Genomic DNA, 18,595 nt, shown 5'->3' with positions numbered 1-18,595 from the left:
TCCAAACGGCTATTGGGCATATTTGGATTTAAATAGCCGACTGAGATATGCAGGGCTTTCAGCAATATATACAGGACTAAAAAATCATAAAATCTCTGCTGGTTATACGTTAAAATATGAAGATGTCATCAATTTATCGTCAAAAACAACTGAACGAGTCAATAATGGTACACAAATTATCGACTACAGCACCACTGCCCCTTTTCTCGATGCTGGCGCTGCTTGCCGTCACTCTTACGAAATGTATATCAATGACACCATCGATATCAGTGATGAGCTGGCCCTCTCTCTTAACGCAGGAGAGACAAAAGCATCCAATATGGATGTGGAGCCGTATGCTCGCGCTGCATTAGTGTATCAGCCTTATCGTCAACATATATTTAAATTCATGCTCGGAAATAGTTACCGTCTCCCCTCTTTTCAAGAAATGTATACAGAAAATAATCCTGCACGTATCGGAAATCCGGACTTAGAGCCTGAACACGTTATTTCTTATGAAGCACAGTATCTCTACAAACCCTCGCTTGATGCAACACTGGGAGTTAATCTCTTTTATCTACACAATACCGATCAGATCACCGCAAACACGGTTGACAAAACCTATCAGAATATCGCAGAACGCAATATCAAAGGATTTGAAAGTGAATTTCGAGGCACTCCAACAGACGACACTTTGGCATTCCTCTCATATAGCTACATCCAAGGAGAAACCACTACCACCAACTATCTCCCCTATGCATCTTCACATCTTATAAAGGGGGGGATATCCTATTCCCTCATGCCGCAATTCAATGCGGCTGTTATAGGGCGCTATATTAGCGAAAAAGAGCGTAGTCCTGATGACACACGTAAAAACGCTATGGATTCGTTTGCATCGTATGATCTCATTTTAGGTTGGGAAGGTCTTAGCGGCTTTTATCTGCAAGGTGCATTGAAAAACGTCAATAATGCCATTTATCGCTACGCATCACCACCCTCAACCTACGCCGATGATTATCCCGTAGAGGGGCGAAATTTTTGGATTCGAGCAGGTTGGAAATTTTGATGCGTGCCGTTCTATTGCTCTTATTTAGCACCATTCTTGCTTTTGCCGGTGACTCGTTTATCACCAAAGCACACGCTCGCATAGTTCCTAAAATTATGGCACTCGACACCAGCCTAACCTCCAAATCCGATCCATCCAAAAAAAATTTTGCGGTTGTTTACGATAGTAACCAAAAATCCGAAGCACAGTCGATTGCCGATGAGATCAACAAAATTTACAACGGCAAAGTCGCTGCTCTGTATTTTAGCGCTATTCCTGTTTCAGCCAATGAATTATTTGAGAGAAAAGATATAGCCTTTGTTTATGTCGTACATAATTGCAATCCTAAAATACTCGAAAAAATTGCGGCATGGAGTATTGAAAATACCGTTCCAGCCTTTTCATACGATGTTGCAGATTTGGAATACGGTATTTTAGGCTCGATCGCCATTGAACGCTCAACGATTATTTACGTCAACAAAAAAACTTTAAAAAAGGGGAAATTCCATTTTGATGAAACCCTATACCATATTGCAAGATTTATTGAATGAACTATTTTAAAAACGCCCGACTCTCGACCAAACTTTTCCTATTGCTCTCTATGGTAACATTTATTATTTTTGGTACCATTACTTTGGTCACTTTTTCTATCGTCCGTGATTTGACCCTTAATTCCCAAAAAGAAAAAGCCCTCTTGCTCATTGACACCGTCAGCCCTACCGTTTCACTCTCTCTCTTTTTAGGATTGAATGATTTAGGCAGCAAACTCTCTTCCATTACCCATCGTGAAGAAGTGATCGCCTTGCAAATTATTGATCTCAAGGGAAAAGTTCTTCTCAATTACCGCCAACACATCCCAGCAGAACCGTACCAAACGATTAACGTCACTGAAGATTTAGTCGAACCCTCTACCCTCAAACCGATCGGTTCCATTACGCTCACCTATTCAGGAGAAGAGTTTACAAAAACAATGAATCGATTTTATACCTTGTACGGTTGGATCAGTATTAGTGTTTTTAGTATTTTATGGCTTATGATCTTATGGATAAACCGCCTCCTCCTCCCGATAACACTGATAGCCCGCAAAGTACGTAACTATAAACCGGGAACAAAAATCACGTTTGATCTTCCCTTTACACAACGAGAATTTACCCATATCGTCCACTCTTTTGAGAGTATGCAAGAAAGCGTTATCGCTTATTCTGATGAAATCGAATCGATTAACAAAAATCTCGAAATTAAAATTGCGGAGCAAACACACAAAGCGACACAGCATCTCTATTATGATCCCCTAACATCATTGCCCAACCGGATCAAGCTACAAGAAGACTTGCTCAGACAACCGACAAATACCGTTGCTATTTTAAATATTGACGATTTTAAAGAGATCAATGACTTCTTCGGTATCGATGCTGGAGACTGGCTGTTAACACAAATCGCCAGTTGGTTTCATGAACTGAAACTTAACCCTTACCGTATCGGGGGAGATGAATTTGCATTTCGTTCGCATGATGGACATTCACCTGCTCAATTTCAGCATGACATCGAGAGCTTATTATCATCGTTGAATGAAAAACTTTTTATGATTTCGGATGAAACGGTGCACGTACGAGCTACCGTCGGTATCGCAATCGACAGCACCAAACCGCTAATCCACGCCGATATTGCACTCAATAAAGCACGAAGCGCGAAACAACTCTATTCTACTTATGATCAATTCGAAGGCATTGAGCAACAATATAAAAATAATATCGCTATGTCTGCTCAAATCAGACAGGCACTGGTTGAGCATCGCATCGTATGTCAATATCAGCCGATTATCTCCTGTGAAAACGGAAAAATAGAAAAATTTGAAACATTGGTACGGATACAAAACGAAGACGGCTCCCTTATCGCTCCTTGTGAGTTTCTGCCAATTGCCCAAAAAACAAAGCTATATCATCAAATCACACAAGAAGTCATCTATCAGGCTTGTCGCCTATTTATGGGCCGACACGAGCAATTTTCGGTCAACCTCTCCGGAAGTGATATATTAGATCAGAGAACCGTAACGACCATAGAAAATATTCTCCGTCAAACCGGAACGGCCGATCGTATCATTTTTGAAATTTTAGAGTCGGAAGGGATTGAAAACTTCGAGGAAGTTGCATTGTTCATCACTCGAATGAAAGGACTCGGTGCGAAGTTTGCTATTGATGATTTCGGTACAGGTTACTCCAATTTTGAAAATATTCTCAAACTGAATGTCGATATTCTCAAAATTGACGGTTCTCTCATCAAATCGATCGATCAAAATCCGCGTAATCGGATCGTCGTTGAAGCGATCGTCCATTTCGCCCATAAAATAGGGATTGATACCGTTGCCGAGTTTGTGTCATCCGAAGAGATTTTACGCCATGTAGAAGATTTGGGTATCACGTATGCACAAGGTTTCCATACCGGAAAACCGCAATTTTTAAATCAACAACTGATGTAAAATTTAATTCTTAGCATGGTATAATTCGCAAAATTTTTACAAGGGCAAAACCATGTTAACCGATCGCGTCAATACACTCTCCGAATCGATTACCATAGCTATCTCTACGTTAGCACAAGAACTCAAAGCGCAAGGGAAAAATATCCTCAGCTTTTCCGCAGGTGAGCCCGATTTTGATACTCCTCAAGTGATCAAAGATGCCGCCATCAAAGCGATCAACGACGGTTTTACCAAATACACTGCCGTTGATGGAATTCCTGAACTCAAAGCGGCAATCGCTTTGAAACTCAAACGCGATAATAATCTTGAATACAAACCGAATCAAATTATCACCAACAACGGCGCAAAGCACTCGCTTTATAATCTTTTTGCGTGTACAATCCAAGCAGGAGATGAAGTCATTATCCCGGCTCCATACTGGGTCACCTATCCAGAACTCGTGATGTACTGTGGCGGAAGCGTCGTTGAGATCATGACAGACGATTCAAGCGGATTCAAAATTACCCCAGAACAACTCAAAGCGGCATTAACGCCTAAAACAAAAATGTTGATCCTCACTTCTCCGTCCAACCCGACAGGAGCTGTCTATTCACGCGAAGAGCTAATTGCATTAGGCAAAGTGCTTGAGGGGACAAATGTTCTTGTTGCAAGCGATGAAATGTACGAAAAATTGATCTATGACGGTGAATTTACATCTGCCGCTGCAGTAAGCGAAGATATGTACCAACGTACCATAACCATCAATGGTTTGAGCAAATCGGTCGCAATGACAGGATGGCGTTTCGGATACATGGCTGCAGCAAAAACAGACATTATCCAAGCAATAAAAAAACTCCAAAGCCAAAGCACCTCGAATATCAACTCAATCACCCAAAAAGCCGCTATTGCCGGTCTTAACGGTGATGCGGATGCGGATATCGAAGCAATGCGTGTCCAGTTTAAGGCACGCCGCGATGAAGCGGTCAAATTATTCAATGAAATCGACGGCTTATCTGTCCTTTCACCTGCAGGAGCTTTTTATCTGTTCGTGAACATCAAAGAGGTGAGCAATGACTCCATGCAATTTTGTAAAGAGTTATTAGAAGATCAAGGAGTCGCTGTCATACCGGGTGTAGGTTTCGGTTCTGAGGGATATTTTAGATTTAGTTTTGCAACCGATATTGATAGTATTCGTGAGGGTATCAAACGTATCGCTGCATTTGTGGCTGCAAAAAAATAAATCTACTCTTTCCGTTCGCCCTGAGCTAGTCGAAGGGCAAAAACGGTTCATGGTTCGACAAGCTCACCACGAACGGGATTTACTTCTGCGTTTACCTACTTAATACTTTTCAACGCCTCAACTACAGCATCGATATTCCCCATCGGAATATGTACTTTCCATTCCGGATTTTTGGCATCACCGGAAAGTGAAATTCCGATACTTGCAACACTATCGCTTCCTGCACCGTATGGCTCATCTACTTTGCTGATGGAAATGATCCCTTTTTTTGTCCCATCCAAAGGGATCTCTTTGATAATCGTAACGCCAGAACTCATAAAAACTCCTAATAGCTGTAATGGGTTAGTGTAGCCGATTTTGGCTAAAACAAGCTTAAAAATTAATTGGAACCTTGATTGGTCATATTACCGTAAATAAAAGCATACATTTTACGGTAATAGCGCTCATTACGGGTGCGATCCGTTGCACTGAAATGGTGATAGCGCCCTAATGTCTCCCACGAATATCCGAAACTTTTAACCAGCTTCGTCAAAATAGCATTTGCCTGCTCGCGTGCGGTAGAATCTTCAAAATATTCATTTAACATCGGATTGGGATGATATTTGTAGTTGATTTGATACGGTCCGAGGTCAAGATTGGTGATTCCACCATCAATAAGTGCTTGGGCTTGTGCCGTACATTGTTCTGTACTGCCGCATTTGATGATATGTCCATTGACCGCGAAACCAGCCGCTAAGGCTCGTTGAGCTTCATCATCAGCATTAATTCGAATCACATGGGGGTTACAAGCACCCCCTTCTTGTAAGCACTCACAATGTTTAATAGCATCAAGGACAATGTCTGGCATACGAATATCACCCACAAGCTCACCATCAGCATGCAAAAGCGCTGTTGCAACCATGAAACCTGCCGCAATTTTCCGCATCCATTTCCCCCTTTTGCTTAAGATTCTAATATTTTAGCCAATTTTGCCTGCATTTTCAGCCATAATTTATGTTCCATCAGCGGGAAGCCGCTATACACCCCTTTTTGAGTGATACTTTTCGTAACACCAGAGCGGGCAGCAAGCGTTGTAAACGGTGCTATACTCAAATGCCCTGCTGTAGCACTTTGCCCCCCCATCACAACATTGCGCCCCAAGGTTGTGGAGCCTGCAAGCCCCGATTGAGAAACCATAATCGAGTGTTCACCCACAACACAGTTATGTCCGATTTGGACCAAATTATCAATTTTAGTGCCACGTTTAATGAATGTTGAGCCAAAAACAGCACAATCTACCGTTGTATTGGCTCCAATCTCTACATCATCCTCAATCACAACATTCCCGTTTTGATAAAGTTTAACGTGTTCTCCCGTTTTAGTGTGGGCATATCCGAAACCATCCGAGCCGATCACACTACCTGAATGAACCACAACTCGATTACCGATAACACAATCTCGATACACAACAACATTCGGATACAAAATGACATCATCGCCGATCACAGACTCCGCACCGATATAGACACCGCTCATAATGGTGCAGTTTTTACCGATTGAAGCACCGTTTTCGACATGCGCGGTTGGATAAATCTGGGTCCCTTCGCCGATAATTGGAGCTTTTGTACTACTTTGGATAGGTTTTGTAAAATATTTTGAAAGAACCGCCACCGCCATATAGGGCTCTTCGGATACAAGTGCGATGACCCCTTCTGGAAGCAAATGGGCTTTGGATGCGGGGAGAATAACGGCAGATGCCTTGGTATTAATAAGCTCTTTTTCGTATCTAGAATCGGACAAAAACGAGATCTCTTTGGACGAAGCGTCACGAAGCGTATTCATTCCGTGTATCTCACGCATATCCCCGTTTTCACCACATCCCAAAAGCTGTCCGATTTCATGGAGTGTCATAGATTATCTCTCTAACGCGACTGAGCCGCTGCGTACAATCTCTTTTGGATGGAACCGTTTGATCGCTTCAAGAAAATGGTTTACTCTCGCAGGTTCATCAGCTATCATCGCAATCATTGTATCGCTTCCGACATTGACGATACGCCCGTTGTATGCGTGGGTTAACGCTTCAATATCCCCCAGCGATTCACTCATAGGGATTTTAACCAGAGCCATCTCGGTCTCAACCAAATCGGCATGTTCATATACTTTAAGGACTGGAATCAATTTATGCAATTGTTTGGTAATCTGCTCAACCACACGAACCGATCCGGCCGTAACGATCGTGATCCGTGAATATTTCGAATCGGGAATCGGAGCAACCGTTAATGATTCGATATTGTATCCGCGTCCTGAAAACAATCCTACGATACGTGAGAGTACGCTTGCTTCGTTCATCACGATAACGGAAATTACTCTGCGTGCATTTTCCATTATTTCTCCTTGTACTCTAACATCATATTAAAAAGTGATCCACCTGCCGGAACCATCGGCAGAACGTTCTCGAAACGGTTGACGACGACATCGATAATCGCAACGACATTTTTCTCAATGGCATCTTTGAGCGCCGCGTCAAACTCCTCTTTGGTATTGACACGATACCCTACCCCGCCGAAGGCTTCGGCCAGTTTAACAAAATCGGGCTGCATCGATAGATCGGTCGACGAGTGACGTTTGTCGTAAAAAAGAGTCTGCCATTGGCGTACCATTCCCAAGAAATTATTATTCAAAATAACATTGATAACCGGAAGCTTATACTCAACAGCTGTCATCAACTCTTGGATATTCATCAAAATTGAACCATCACCCGTGATATTAATACTCACTTTTTCAGGATCTGCCCGTTTTACTCCCAATGCTGCCGGAAAGCCAAATCCCATCGTCCCTAAGCCGCCAGAACTGACCCATTGGCGAGGACGGGTAAACGGATAAAACTGAGCCGTCCACATCTGATGCTGTCCGACATCCGTAGAGATATTCGCACCATCACCCAAAAGCTGCCCGATACGCTCAATAACCCATTGCGGCTTAAGACGATCCCCCTCTTCTTTGTAAGAGAGTGGGTGAAGCTTATTGAAATTGGCAATCGTATTGTGCCACGACTCGTAACGTGTCGGGTTGACCTGTTCTTTTGCCAACGGAATCATTTGCTCTAAAACGTTTTTGATATCACCGACAATCGGGAAATGGGCATGGACCAATTTTGACACGCTCGCAGGATCGATATCAACATGGATGATCCGTGCATTTTTAGCGAATTCAGAAAGTTTCCCTGTAACACGATCATCAAATCGAGCTCCCAAGCCGATAACCAAATCGGTTTCAGACATCGCCATATTAGCCGCATACGATCCATGCATTCCAAGCATCGAAATCAAAAGCGGATCATCATAGCGAAGGGTTCCACGTGCCATAAATGTCTCAACCGCAGGAATCTGAGTCATGGTTGAAAATTCACGAACAAGGTCTGCCGCACCCGAACTGATGACACCTCCGCCCAAATAAAGGAGCGGACGTTTTGCCGCTGCAATCGCTTCAATCGCTTTTTTGATCTGGCGGGCATTCCCTTTGGTTGTCGGCTTATAGGTCTCTAATTCAACCTCTTTGGAATAATCAAAGGTTGCAATTTGTGCCGTAACGTCTTTTGGGATATCGACATGAACCGGTCCGGGGCGTCCGGTGCGGGCAATGTAAAACGCCTCTTTCAAAATACGAGGCAAATCTGCCGCATCGGTGACCAAATAGTTATGTTTGGTACACGGACGGCTAATCCCGACAGCATCAATCTCTTGAAATGCATCGGTACCGATCAGCGACATCGGAACTTGACCGCTGATAACCACAAGAGGGATTGAATCCATATAGGCATCGGCAAGCCCCGTTACCCCATTTGTAAATCCAGGACCGGAAGTGATCATGGCAACACCGACTTTTCCGGTTGCTTTGGCATATCCTTCTGCGGCATGAACCGCCGCTTGTTCGTGACGGGTCAAAATATGTTGAAATGAGCGTTGTTTGTAAATCTCATCATAGACGTTCATGATCGCCCCGCCGGGGTAACCGAATACGACTTCAACTTCCTCGGCGATGAGTGCTTCGATAACCATCTGTGCACCGCTAATTTGCATGTCGTCTCCTTAAATAATAGAATAGGTTCATATTGCTCTAAATAGCAAGAAGGGCAATAGTGTTGAAAAAATTAGCGGATTATAAAGGAAAGAAGCTATAAATTACGTTAAAAACTCCAAGGAGAGATTCAAGATACTTTTTTTGTGATCGATCTCTTCAGACATGATTGACTCATTTTGAAAATCAATCATGCATTTTTTATTCTTAGCAGGAATTAGCGGTGTGCTTCTTTGAGGGTATCAGCGATCAAAAATGCCAATTCAAGCGATTGATCGGCATTGAGACGCGGATCGCAGTGCGTGTGATAGCGGCTCTTGAGATTGTCGGAAGTAATTTCGAACGATCCACCCAGACACTCGGTAACATTTTTCCCGGTCATCTCCAAATGAACACCGCCGGCATAGGTGCCTTCGGATTTATGAACTTGGAAAAATTGCTTCATCTCTTTGAGTACTTGCTCGACCGGACGGGTTTTATAGCCGTTGCTTGTGATCGTATTGCCGTGCATCGGATCACAACTCCAGAGCACTTTTTTCCCTTCTCGCTCGATCGCATGAATCAATGCCGGCATCCCATCCGCTACTTTATCCGCACCCATACGGACAATAACATTCAAACGACCTGCTTCATTTTCAGGATTGAGAATATCGCACAAACGGATCAAATCTTCCGGATCCATCGACGGACCCGCCTTAACGCCGATCGGATTTTTGATCCCTCGCATGAACTCAACATGCGCACCGTCCAGCTGACGGGTACGATCACCGATCCATAACATATGAGATGATACGTCGTACCAATCTCCCGTCAATGAGTCTTGACGCGTAAACGCCTCTTCGTAGTTCAACAACAATGCTTCGTGCGAAGTGAAAAAATCGGTCTCACGCAATGTCTGAAATTTATCCGACGTGATTCCGCATGCCGCCATAAAACGCAGAGAGTCATCAATCTGACGAGAGAGCTCGTCGTATTTTTTTGTCATCTCGTTTTGACCGACAAATCCCAAGTTCCAAGCATGAACTTGATGCAAGTCTGCCAATCCGCCGGTCGCGAATGCGCGAAGCAAATTGAGTGTTGCAGCAGATTGGTTATACGCTTGAACCATACGGTACGGATCCGGCACACGAGCTTGAGCCGAAAACTCAACACCGTTGATGATATCCCCTCGGTAACTTGGGAGCGTTACGTCATTAACTGTCTCCGTATCCGATGAACGCGGCTTCGCAAATTGACCGCCCAAACGTCCCACTTTGACTACGGGAACGCCGCCGGCAAATGTCATGACAACCGCCATTTGCATCATAACTTTGAAAGTATCACGAATATTGTGGGCATGAAATTCTGAAAAACTCTCCGCACAGTCGCCCCCTTGCAGTAAGAATGCTTTTCCTTCGCAGACGTCGGCCAAATTCTTTTTGAGTGTACGAGCTTCACCGGCGAATACGAGAGGGGGATAGTTGCGCAGCTGTGCTTCGATTTGTTCCAAAACCGCCGTATCGGGATACGTCGGTTGTTGTTTAATCGGTTTTTCTCTCCAGCTTGATCGGCTCCATGTGCTCATATCGACTCCTGTGTGCTAACGCACCTGATTATTAGTGGACGAATTTTATCCATTTATCCTAAAATGGGACTGATTACAAACGCCAAAAGTTAGATTTATGTTTGAAAAAGTATAATGGCGTTTATTTTATTTGCTCTCATCTGCCCCTTTTTCAGTAATTTAAAAGAGCTTTTGAGTATCTATATAGTACAAAGGTTACAGGTGGAATACAGCCAAACAAATCCTTTTTTATTCCATTGTCGCAACAACAAACCTCTCTTTCAAAACCAACAAATTAGCGTTACCTTGAGTATCGGCATGACAAATTTACAGCCAAACGATACGATAGATACTGTCATCGAACGTTCCGATGCAGCTTTGTACAAAGCTAAAAACAACGGTAAAGACCGTTTGGAAATGGAGCTTTGATGGATTTAAACTATTTTGACCTTGCGGTAGGATCAATTGTATTGCTCCTCGGTCTGAAAGGGCTTTTAAACGGTTTTTCCAAAGAGGTATTCGGTCTTGTCGGAATCGTAGGAGGTGTTTTTGTCGCGTCGCATCTGGGTGGAATCATCGGTAAAATTTTGAGTGATCTGCTCTTTCATTTTGAAAGTATGACTGCGGTTAATCTTGTGGGCTTCATATTTGCGCTCGGTATCTTCTGGGTTTTGATGGTTGCACTGGGTTCAGGCTTTAAAAAACTCAGTTCGCTGAGCGGTTTGGGGCCATTAGACAGAAGTTTAGGCTTTGTCATGGGAAGCAGCAAGTTTTTCTTTATCATCTCGATCATCGTTTACGCTCTTTTCAGCGTCAGTGCGATTCGTGAAAATTTTGAACAAAAACTTTCCAATAGCTTTTTATACAAACCGATGTTTGCCACGGGCGATTTTATTTTGCATATTGAAACCAATACCTCCGTGCCGTTTTTAAACGATGCGAATACAACCGATACCAATACTTCGAGCAAGGATAAATAAGTCGATGAACGCGTATACAAAATTCACAGAACGTACAGTCGATTACGCGAAACTGTTGAACGATTTCAAACAGCTGCTAAAAGCCAACGGTCTAAAATTTACCATTCAGCGCGAAGTCATCCTTGAAATGCTTTATAATTCGGATGAACACCTTACGCCGGAAGGTTTACACCACTTAATCCAGCAAAAATATCCTGAACTGGGAACCGGTATCGCTACGGTTTATCGTACACTCTCTTTGCTCGAAGATTCCGATATGGTTACATCGCTCTCGTTTGGAGCGCAGGGAAAAAAATACGAACTGGGTGCAAAAGATCATCACGATCACATCATCTGTACCTCGTGCGGAACCATCACGGAGTTTGTCGACGAAGAGATTGAACACCGACAAAAAGAGATTACCGAAAACTTGGGTTTTGTCATGCAAGAACACTCTATGCAAATTTACGGCATTTGCAAAAATTGCCAAACCACAAAAAAATAAAGGAAAAACCATTGGCATTTGAAAACCAGTATGTACAACAGCGAATTGAAAAAGCCGACGCCCTCAGAGCTCTCGGCATCGATCCGTATGCAAATCATTCCGAACGTAACACGTCCGTTGAAAAATTTCACAACGTAAATTCCGATTTGTTTCAAAAAGAGGAAAAAAGGGATGAGAATCGACATTACATTGTTGCAGGACGCATTAAACTTTTCCGACTTATGGGAAAAGCGAGTTTCGTTAAAATCGAAGACGAAAGCGGTATGCTCCAAATCTATGTTGCACGCGACAACCTCCCTGAAAACTTTTACAACGACGTTTTCAAAAAACTCATCGAAGTAGGAGACATCATCGAAGTGAGCGGCTATCCGTTCGTAACACAACACGGTGAACTTTCGCTTCATGCCGATAATCTCAAAATTTTGACCAAAGCGATCTCTCCGCTCCCTGAAAAATTTCACGGGATTCAAGACAAAGAGATGCGCTATCGCCAACGCTATCTCGATTTGATTATGAACTCCGAAGTACGTAAAATATTCCATATCCGTTCAAAAGTGATCAGCCTTACCCGACGCTTTTTCGAAGACAAAGGATTTTTAGAAGTAGAGACGCCGATGATGCATCCAATTGCCGGCGGTGCGAACGCAAAACCGTTCGTGACACACCATAATGCATTAGGGGTCGATCGCTATTTGCGTATCGCTCCCGAGCTTTATCTCAAACGTCTCATCGTCGGCGGATTCGAAGCGGTGTTTGAGATCAACCGCAACTTCCGTAATGAGGGGATGGATGCAACCCATAATCCGGAATTTACCTCTATTGAATTTTACTGGGCATTTAAAACGTACAAAGATTTGATTGCAATTACAAAAGAGTATTTTGAATATCTCTTCGATCATCTTAACCTCCCGAAACAATTGCCGTATGGCGATTTAATGGTCGATTTCAATCAATTTACCGAAATCGAACTGGTTAAAAGTCTCAGCGTTATCGGCGGGGTTCCTGAAGAGATTGTCAATGACAAAGACTCTATCTTAGCATTTTTGAAATCCAAAAATCTCGAAGCGAATGCCGCAATGAACCTCGGCCAACTCCAAGGGGAACTCTTTGATGAGTTCGTTGAAGCCAAACTGATCAATCCGACCTTCATCACCCACTATCCGGTGGAGATTTCTCCATTGGCACGCCGTAATAACGAACGTCCGGAATTGACTGATCGCTTTGAACTCTTCATTGCAGGACGCGAAATTGCCAATGCATTTAGCGAACTCAACGATCCTGTCGATCAGTTAGAGCGTTTCGAAGGGCAAATGGCGGCCAAAGACTCCGGCGACGACGAAGCCCACGAAATGGACGAAGATTTCGTCACGGCACTCAGCTACGGAATGGCACCGACAGCGGGACAAGGGATCGGAATCGACCGTTTGGTCATGATGCTGACCAACCAACACTCAATCCGGGATGTATTGCTCTTCCCAGCAATGAAACCTTTACACCACAATCAAAATCAACATGGAGAAGAAGAATGAGTTTCCTCAAAGAATTCGACAACGAAATTTACACCCTATGTGAGCAAGAGCTTGAACGACAAACCGATCATTTGGAAATGATCGCATCGGAAAACTTTACCCTTCCTGCCGTTATGGAAGCGATGGGATCAGTATTTACAAACAAATATGCCGAAGGGTATCCCGCAAAACGCTACTACGGCGGATGCGAATACGCCGATGCGGTTGAGCAATTGGCAATTGATCGTGCCTGCGAATTGTTCGGCTGTAACTATGCCAACGTACAACCGCACTCCGGTTCATCGGCGAACGGTGCGGTTTATGCGGCATTGTTGCAAGCAGGCGATAAACTTCTCGGGATGGATCTTAGCCACGGCGGACATTTGACCCACGGTTCAAAAGTAAGTTTTTCAGGCAAAAACTACCACAGCTTTTCGTATGGTGTAGAGTTGGATGGTCGTATCAACTATGAGCGTGTCATGGACATCGCAAAAATCGTTCAACCGAAAATCATCGTCTGCGGAGCTTCTGCTTATGCACGCGAAATCGATTTCAAAAAATTCCGTGAGATTGCCGATGCTGTCGGTGCGATCTTGTTTGCCGATATCGCCCATATTGCAGGACTCGTCTGTGCAGGTGAACACCCTAGCCCATTTCCGTATGCCGATGTCGTCACTACGACAACACATAAAACTCTCGCGGGTCCACGCGGCGGTATGATCATGACGAACGACGAAGAGATCGCGAAAAAAATCAATTCGGCTATTTTCCCTGCGTTACAGGGGGGACCGTTGGTACACGTTATCGCGGCAAAAGCGGTCGGTTTCAAACACAACCTCTCTGCAGAGTGGAAAGTATATGCTGCGCAAGTCAAAGCAAATGCGGCAGTCCTTGCAAAAGTATTGATGGCTCGCGGTTATGACATCGTCAGCGGCGGAACCGATAACCACCTTGTTCTCGTATCGTTTTTGAATAAACCGTTCAGCGGAAAAGATGCCGATGCGGCACTCGGACGCGCGGGGATCACCGTCAATAAAAATACCGTACCAGGAGAAACCCGTTCTCCGTTCGTCACATCTGGGGTGCGTATCGGAAGTCCGGCATTAACATCACGCGGTATGAAAGAGAAAGAATTTGAATTTATCGCCAATAAAATTGCCGATGTTTTGGATGATATCGAGAATGAATCGAAACAAGCCGCTATCAAAGAAGAGTTGAAAGCTTTGGCTAAAAATTTCGTTATTTATACACAATCAACATATTAATAGAAGGTATTACCGATGACATCGATGGATATGAAGCTTATAAAAATGATTTCAGACCATTATTGGTTGAAACATGAGAATGTAGTCAATAAAATCGATTTCAAAGGGCGTACGTTTTTTAACAAATACGAGCGTGTGGATAAGACTCTCACTCAAGCGGTTATCGATCAGCATCTAAAAAAACAAATCACCGTTGCCCACTCTCTACTCAATAAATTCGATAAAGTAGAAAATATTGTAATTGACTATAACGGAACGGATCCGCAGCGTTTTTATCATAAGGCACAATTATTGCTTAGAGAAGAGGGATTCATTAATTTCACTGCATTTGAAACCAAAACACCGGGGCACTTGCACGTGTATATCCATAAAGGGCATACTACTTTTCAAGAAGCGGTACAATTGGGTAAAATGCTCTCATTGAAATTGGCGGCAAAGCAACCGAAACAATGGAGAATGTTCCCGACGGATGAGTTGCCTCTGGAGTATAATATTCTCAATCTTCCCTACGAAGTGTACGCAAAAGAGCGTGGTGCTTCGTGGTCGAAGCACATGTAACACTCGATAAAACTATCACTACGCATAAGGAACGGTACATCTAATGGAAGAGAAAAACGAACTTAATGACATTATCTTAAGTAAGGGAGGGTCAAACTCCAACAGCAAAAAAATGCTTTTGGCTATTGCTGCTTTGACTCTTATTTTGATTATTGTTTTAGTGATTATGAATTCGCTTAAGACACAATCAGATGCACAGCCTCCGGTTGCAGCGGTCCCGCCAACCCCGACATCACCCAAAGAGATTGTTAACGATCCTCTTTTTGAACCCGTTAAAGTGATTCAAGAGGGAGAAGGTAATCAAAGTTCAGAAACGATCCCAGCCGTCAATGAAGCACCTGCAAAACAACAAGATTTAGGACAAATTGCCCAAAAAATCAAGCAAGAGTCGATGCAAAACACTCCAGCTGCAGCAGCACATGTTGTTCAAGCGGCTCCGACACAACAAAGCGTCCCTGCTCAGCAACCGAAAACTGTTTCGGTTCCGGCAGCGGCTCCTGCCCCTGCACCGGTGAAAGTGACAACAAAAGCAGCTCCGGTAACTGCCCAAAAAACAGAAAAGCCGGTCGTCAATACACCGACTATCAAAACAACCAAACCGACAGAAGTAAAAAAAGAAGCTGAACCTAAAAAAGTGACGGCTTCAAAAGCAACAACCGAAACCCCTGCCCCTAAAACAGGGGAAAAAGCGGCTGTTGATGCAGCTCCAAAACCTGAAGCGGCTGAAACTTCTGCACCAAAAACATCCGCAAAAGCCGAAGATTCAGGCGTATGGTATATCCAAGTCGGTTCATTTGCGAAAGAGCCGAATAAAGCCCTTTTTGACCGTCTTAACGCCAGCGGCCTAAAATATACGACGGTTCCTGCCGGAGCAACAACTAAAGTGATGGTAGGGCCGTTCCAAGGCAAAAAAGCGGCACAAGATGTACTCGGCAATGTAAAACGCAATATTGAAGCCGGTGCCTATCCTACTCCGGCGCAAAAATAAAAGGGGAACCATTGATCTCCTCGCGCCGTTTTTCTCTCGATCAGTTCGCACCAATCGCTGTTTATGAAAAGGCTAAAGCTCTTTTCCCAGATGAAGTCAGTTTTTTATTTGAAAGCGCAGGAAACAGCGACGGGAACTATACGATTATTGTCATTGGGGCGCGCGAACGTCTCACTTACAACCAAAAAGTCACAACTTACATTGATGCTCAGGGAAAAGTGAATCTCATCGAGCATTCCCCTTTTACATTTTTAAAAGAGTATTACGCTTCTCTTGACCAAAAAAAGTACCGTGAACACTCCCGAGAGTTAAATGTAGGGTACATTGACGGTTTTATCGGCTATATCGGATACGATATGGTACAGGTTTTCGAACACGTTCTTGAAGAATCAATGAGTGGTCTCGTCGATCAAACCAATATTCCCGATATGGATTTGATCCTCCCGAAGCTCACTCTTGTCGTCTCGCATAAGACGGCATCCATCACGATGCTCACCGCACTGGAATCGATGAGTGCGCGTTTTGTTGAAATCGAATCTACACTTAAATCTCCCTACACTTATACACCGCTCAAGCCTATTCAACATGATCGAGGTGGAGAGTTTATTTTTACCAAAGAGAAATTTTTCTCGATGGTCGATCAATCAAAAAACATGATCCTCAGCGGTGACGTGTTCCAGATCCTGATGACCAACCGCTACATCCGCCATGCGCAGGTCGATCCGTTCAGTTTTTACCGTATCTTGAGACTCAAGAACCCCTCTCCGTACATGTATTTGATGGAATATGAAGATTTTAGTATCGTCGGCAGTTCTCCAGAAGTAATGGTACGCCTTACCGACGGGGAGATTCTCCTTCGCCCGATCGCCGGAACCCGAAAACGCGGCGGTACCAAAAAACGAGACTTGGAACTCGAAGAGGAACTTCTCTCGGATCCGAAAGAACTTTCAGAGCATCTCATGCTCATCGATCTTGGGCGTAATGATGTCGGTCGGGTTGCCAAAACAGGAACCGTCAAAGTCGAAGAGATGATGCATGTCGAGCGCTATTCGCACGTTATGCATATCGTCTCCGATGTCCATGCCCAAATCGCAGAGGATAAAGATATGTTCGATCTCCTCGCCGCGACGTTCACCGCCGGAACAATGACGGGAGCACCTAAAATCCGTGCCATGGAATTGATTGCCGAATTTGAAGGGGTCAAGCGGGGCTTTTACAGCGGAACCATCGGTTATTTCGGTTTTGATGGCAACATGGACAGTGCAATCACGATCCGTACCGCACTTATCAAACCTGATAGCGTCATCTTGCAAGCGGGTGCGGGAGTCGTTGCGGACTCGGTACACGAACTCGAATACCTCGAAGTGACGAACAAACTTGGCGCACTTACGAGTACGCTGGATGATCTGGTATCGCCGCAATGAAAGTGTTTAGCATCTTCGGCGATCCCGTCAGTCATTCACGCTCGCCCCTGATGCACAATTCTGTCTTCAAATCCCTCAATATCAAAGCGTGCTACAGTCGTACCCACCTAAGTGACGGTTCACAGCTTCGCGACGTTTTTTTTGCCAAAGGGCTCAAAGGTGCCAATGTCACCGTCCCGCATAAAGAAGCTGCCTACGCACAATGCGATGAAGTACGCGGTATCGCAAAAGAGATCAAAGCGGTCAATACCCTCGTTTTGGAAAAAGGGAGATTGATCGGATACAACACCGATGCAGATGGATTTATGTCTGCGATCCAATCGTTCGGTGAAATCAAAACTGCACTTATTTTGGGTGCGGGCGGGACAGCGCGCGCCCTCTCCATCGCCTTGCGTAACGGAGAGATCACCCCGACAATTTTAAACCGCTCTCAAGGACGATTGGAATATTTTACCGCAAAGGGGTTTGAGTGTTATGCATGGGATGATTTTACGGCAAAGCCGTATGATCTGATTATCAATACCACCTCTGCTGGCCTTAGCGATAGCGAACTTCCGATTCCTCGTCCGCTTTTAATGGAGTTATTGGGACAAGCCAAAGGAGCGATTGACGTCATTTACGGACAAGAGACCCCCTACTTGCGCGAAGTAAAAGTCAGCGGTTTGCCGTACAAAGACGGCTCGGATATGCTCTTGGAGCAAGGGGTTCTCGCCAATCATCTGTTTATGCACGGCGAATATCCGATCGAACACATTAGATCCAGTATGATAGAAAGCTTCGCACTCTAATGAAAATCGACGGACGTTTTTGGCTGACAAAAAAGAACCAAAGCTTTTTGGGTACGGGACGCATCGAGCTATTGGAGCGGATTGATAAAACCGGATCAATCAACGCCGCCGCCAAAGAGATGAAAATGAGCTACAAGGCAGCATGGGAGCGGATCAACGGAATGAACGCCCTCGCCGACCAGCCGCTTATAGAGCGTATCACAGGGGGCAAGGGGGGGGGAGGAACAAAACTCACCCCATATGCCCGTGAACTCATCCCGCCGTTTCATCGCTATAACGAAC

At 44.3% G+C, this 18,595-nt stretch carries 20 protein-coding genes; 14 read left to right on the top strand and 6 right to left on the bottom strand.

Translation table 11 applies throughout. From position 1 onward, the window contains the following. The 4 genes from JHC35_RS01330 to JHC35_RS01315 all read left to right on the top strand — a co-directional run. The coding region (locus tag JHC35_RS01330) for a TonB-dependent receptor (RefSeq protein WP_295041579.1) at positions 1-1,045 on the top strand (1,045 nt) is incomplete at its 5' end. Next, the gene (locus JHC35_RS01325; protein ID WP_295041578.1) at positions 1,042-1,575 is read left to right on the top strand and encodes a hypothetical protein; all 534 of its coding nucleotides are present in this window, start codon (positions 1,042-1,044) and stop codon (positions 1,573-1,575) included. The genes JHC35_RS01330 and JHC35_RS01325, both read left to right, overlap by 4 nt. Next, complete coding sequence (locus JHC35_RS01320) at positions 1,572-3,500, top strand: GGDEF domain-containing phosphodiesterase (RefSeq protein WP_295041577.1); 1,929 nt, start codon at positions 1,572-1,574, stop codon at positions 3,498-3,500. Before JHC35_RS01325 ends, JHC35_RS01320 begins: the two co-directional genes overlap by 4 nt. A 52-nt stretch (positions 3,501-3,552) precedes the next feature. Then, entirely contained in the window at positions 3,553-4,719 is a 1,167-nt protein-coding gene (locus JHC35_RS01315) for a pyridoxal phosphate-dependent aminotransferase (RefSeq protein WP_295041576.1), read from the top strand. Between the two features lie 95 nt (positions 4,720-4,814). Here JHC35_RS01315 and JHC35_RS01310 read toward each other — a convergent pair whose 3' ends face one another. The 6 genes from JHC35_RS01310 to JHC35_RS01285 form a co-directional block, all read right to left on the bottom strand. After that, on the bottom strand, positions 4,815-5,036 hold the full coding sequence (locus JHC35_RS01310) for a hypothetical protein (protein ID WP_295041575.1): 222 nt from the start codon (positions 5,034-5,036) through the stop codon (positions 4,815-4,817). A gap of 62 nt (positions 5,037-5,098) precedes the next feature. After that, positions 5,099-5,644, bottom strand: a complete 546-nt coding sequence (locus tag JHC35_RS01305) for a hypothetical protein (protein WP_295041574.1) — start codon at positions 5,642-5,644, stop codon at positions 5,099-5,101. Positions 5,645-5,661: 17 nt separating this feature from the next. Beyond that, positions 5,662-6,609 (bottom strand): UDP-3-O-(3-hydroxymyristoyl)glucosamine N-acyltransferase, encoded by a 948-nt coding sequence (gene lpxD, locus JHC35_RS01300; protein ID WP_295041573.1) that lies wholly within the window; start codon positions 6,607-6,609, stop codon positions 5,662-5,664. Positions 6,610-6,612: 3 nt separating this feature from the next. After that, positions 6,613-7,083, bottom strand: coding sequence for an acetolactate synthase small subunit (gene ilvN, locus JHC35_RS01295; RefSeq protein WP_295041572.1), 471 nt, complete (start codon positions 7,081-7,083; stop codon positions 6,613-6,615). Then, positions 7,083-8,777 carry an acetolactate synthase large subunit gene (locus tag JHC35_RS01290; protein WP_295041571.1) on the bottom strand — a complete coding sequence of 565 codons (1,695 nt, stop codon included), beginning with the start codon at positions 8,775-8,777 and terminating at the stop codon, positions 7,083-7,085. Before JHC35_RS01290 ends, ilvN begins: the two co-directional genes overlap by 1 nt. 215 nt (positions 8,778-8,992) lie before the next feature. Continuing rightward, on the bottom strand, positions 8,993-10,339 hold the full coding sequence (locus JHC35_RS01285; protein WP_295041570.1) for a class II 3-deoxy-7-phosphoheptulonate synthase: 1,347 nt from the start codon (positions 10,337-10,339) through the stop codon (positions 8,993-8,995). A gap of 114 nt (positions 10,340-10,453) precedes the next feature. Between JHC35_RS01285 and JHC35_RS01280 the strand changes: the two genes are divergently transcribed. The 10 genes from JHC35_RS01280 to JHC35_RS01235 all read left to right on the top strand — a co-directional run. Further along, positions 10,454-10,747 carry a diguanylate cyclase gene (locus JHC35_RS01280; RefSeq protein ID WP_295041569.1) on the top strand — a complete coding sequence of 98 codons (294 nt, stop codon included), beginning with the start codon at positions 10,454-10,456 and terminating at the stop codon, positions 10,745-10,747. Further along, positions 10,747-11,298 carry a CvpA family protein gene (locus JHC35_RS01275; protein ID WP_295041568.1) on the top strand — a complete coding sequence of 184 codons (552 nt, stop codon included), beginning with the start codon at positions 10,747-10,749 and terminating at the stop codon, positions 11,296-11,298. Before JHC35_RS01280 ends, JHC35_RS01275 begins: the two co-directional genes overlap by 1 nt. Positions 11,299-11,302: 4 nt before the next feature. Next, positions 11,303-11,782 (top strand): Fur family transcriptional regulator, encoded by a 480-nt coding sequence (locus tag JHC35_RS01270; protein WP_295041567.1) that lies wholly within the window; start codon positions 11,303-11,305, stop codon positions 11,780-11,782. A gap of 11 nt (positions 11,783-11,793) precedes the next feature. Next, the gene (lysS, locus tag JHC35_RS01265) at positions 11,794-13,311 is read left to right on the top strand and encodes a lysine--tRNA ligase (protein ID WP_295041566.1); all 1,518 of its coding nucleotides are present in this window, start codon (positions 11,794-11,796) and stop codon (positions 13,309-13,311) included. Beyond that, positions 13,308-14,555, top strand: coding sequence for a serine hydroxymethyltransferase (locus JHC35_RS01260; protein ID WP_295041565.1), 1,248 nt, complete (start codon positions 13,308-13,310; stop codon positions 14,553-14,555). The genes lysS and JHC35_RS01260 overlap by 4 nt, the downstream gene beginning before the upstream one ends. Before the next feature lie 15 nt (positions 14,556-14,570). Beyond that, on the top strand, positions 14,571-15,113 hold the full coding sequence (locus JHC35_RS01255; RefSeq protein WP_295041564.1) for a DUF1882 domain-containing protein: 543 nt from the start codon (positions 14,571-14,573) through the stop codon (positions 15,111-15,113). Between the two features lie 43 nt (positions 15,114-15,156). After that, entirely contained in the window at positions 15,157-16,101 is a 945-nt protein-coding gene (locus JHC35_RS01250) for an SPOR domain-containing protein (RefSeq protein WP_295041563.1), read from the top strand. Between the two features lie 11 nt (positions 16,102-16,112). Further along, entirely contained in the window at positions 16,113-17,525 is a 1,413-nt protein-coding gene (locus tag JHC35_RS01245; protein ID WP_295041562.1) for an anthranilate synthase component I family protein, read from the top strand. After that, on the top strand, positions 17,522-18,313 hold the full coding sequence (locus JHC35_RS01240) for a shikimate dehydrogenase (RefSeq protein WP_295041561.1): 792 nt from the start codon (positions 17,522-17,524) through the stop codon (positions 18,311-18,313). Before JHC35_RS01245 ends, JHC35_RS01240 begins: the two co-directional genes overlap by 4 nt. Continuing rightward, a partial coding sequence (locus JHC35_RS01235) for a LysR family transcriptional regulator (protein ID WP_295041560.1) occupies positions 18,313-18,595 on the top strand: 283 nt, incomplete at its 3' end. The genes JHC35_RS01240 and JHC35_RS01235, both read left to right, overlap by 1 nt.

Origin of the sequence: Sulfuricurvum sp., from assembly GCF_022759005.1 — a bacterium.
Taxonomy (GTDB): Bacteria; Campylobacterota; Campylobacteria; order Campylobacterales; family Sulfurimonadaceae; genus Sulfuricurvum.
This window is presented reverse-complemented; position numbering and strand designations above follow the sequence as displayed.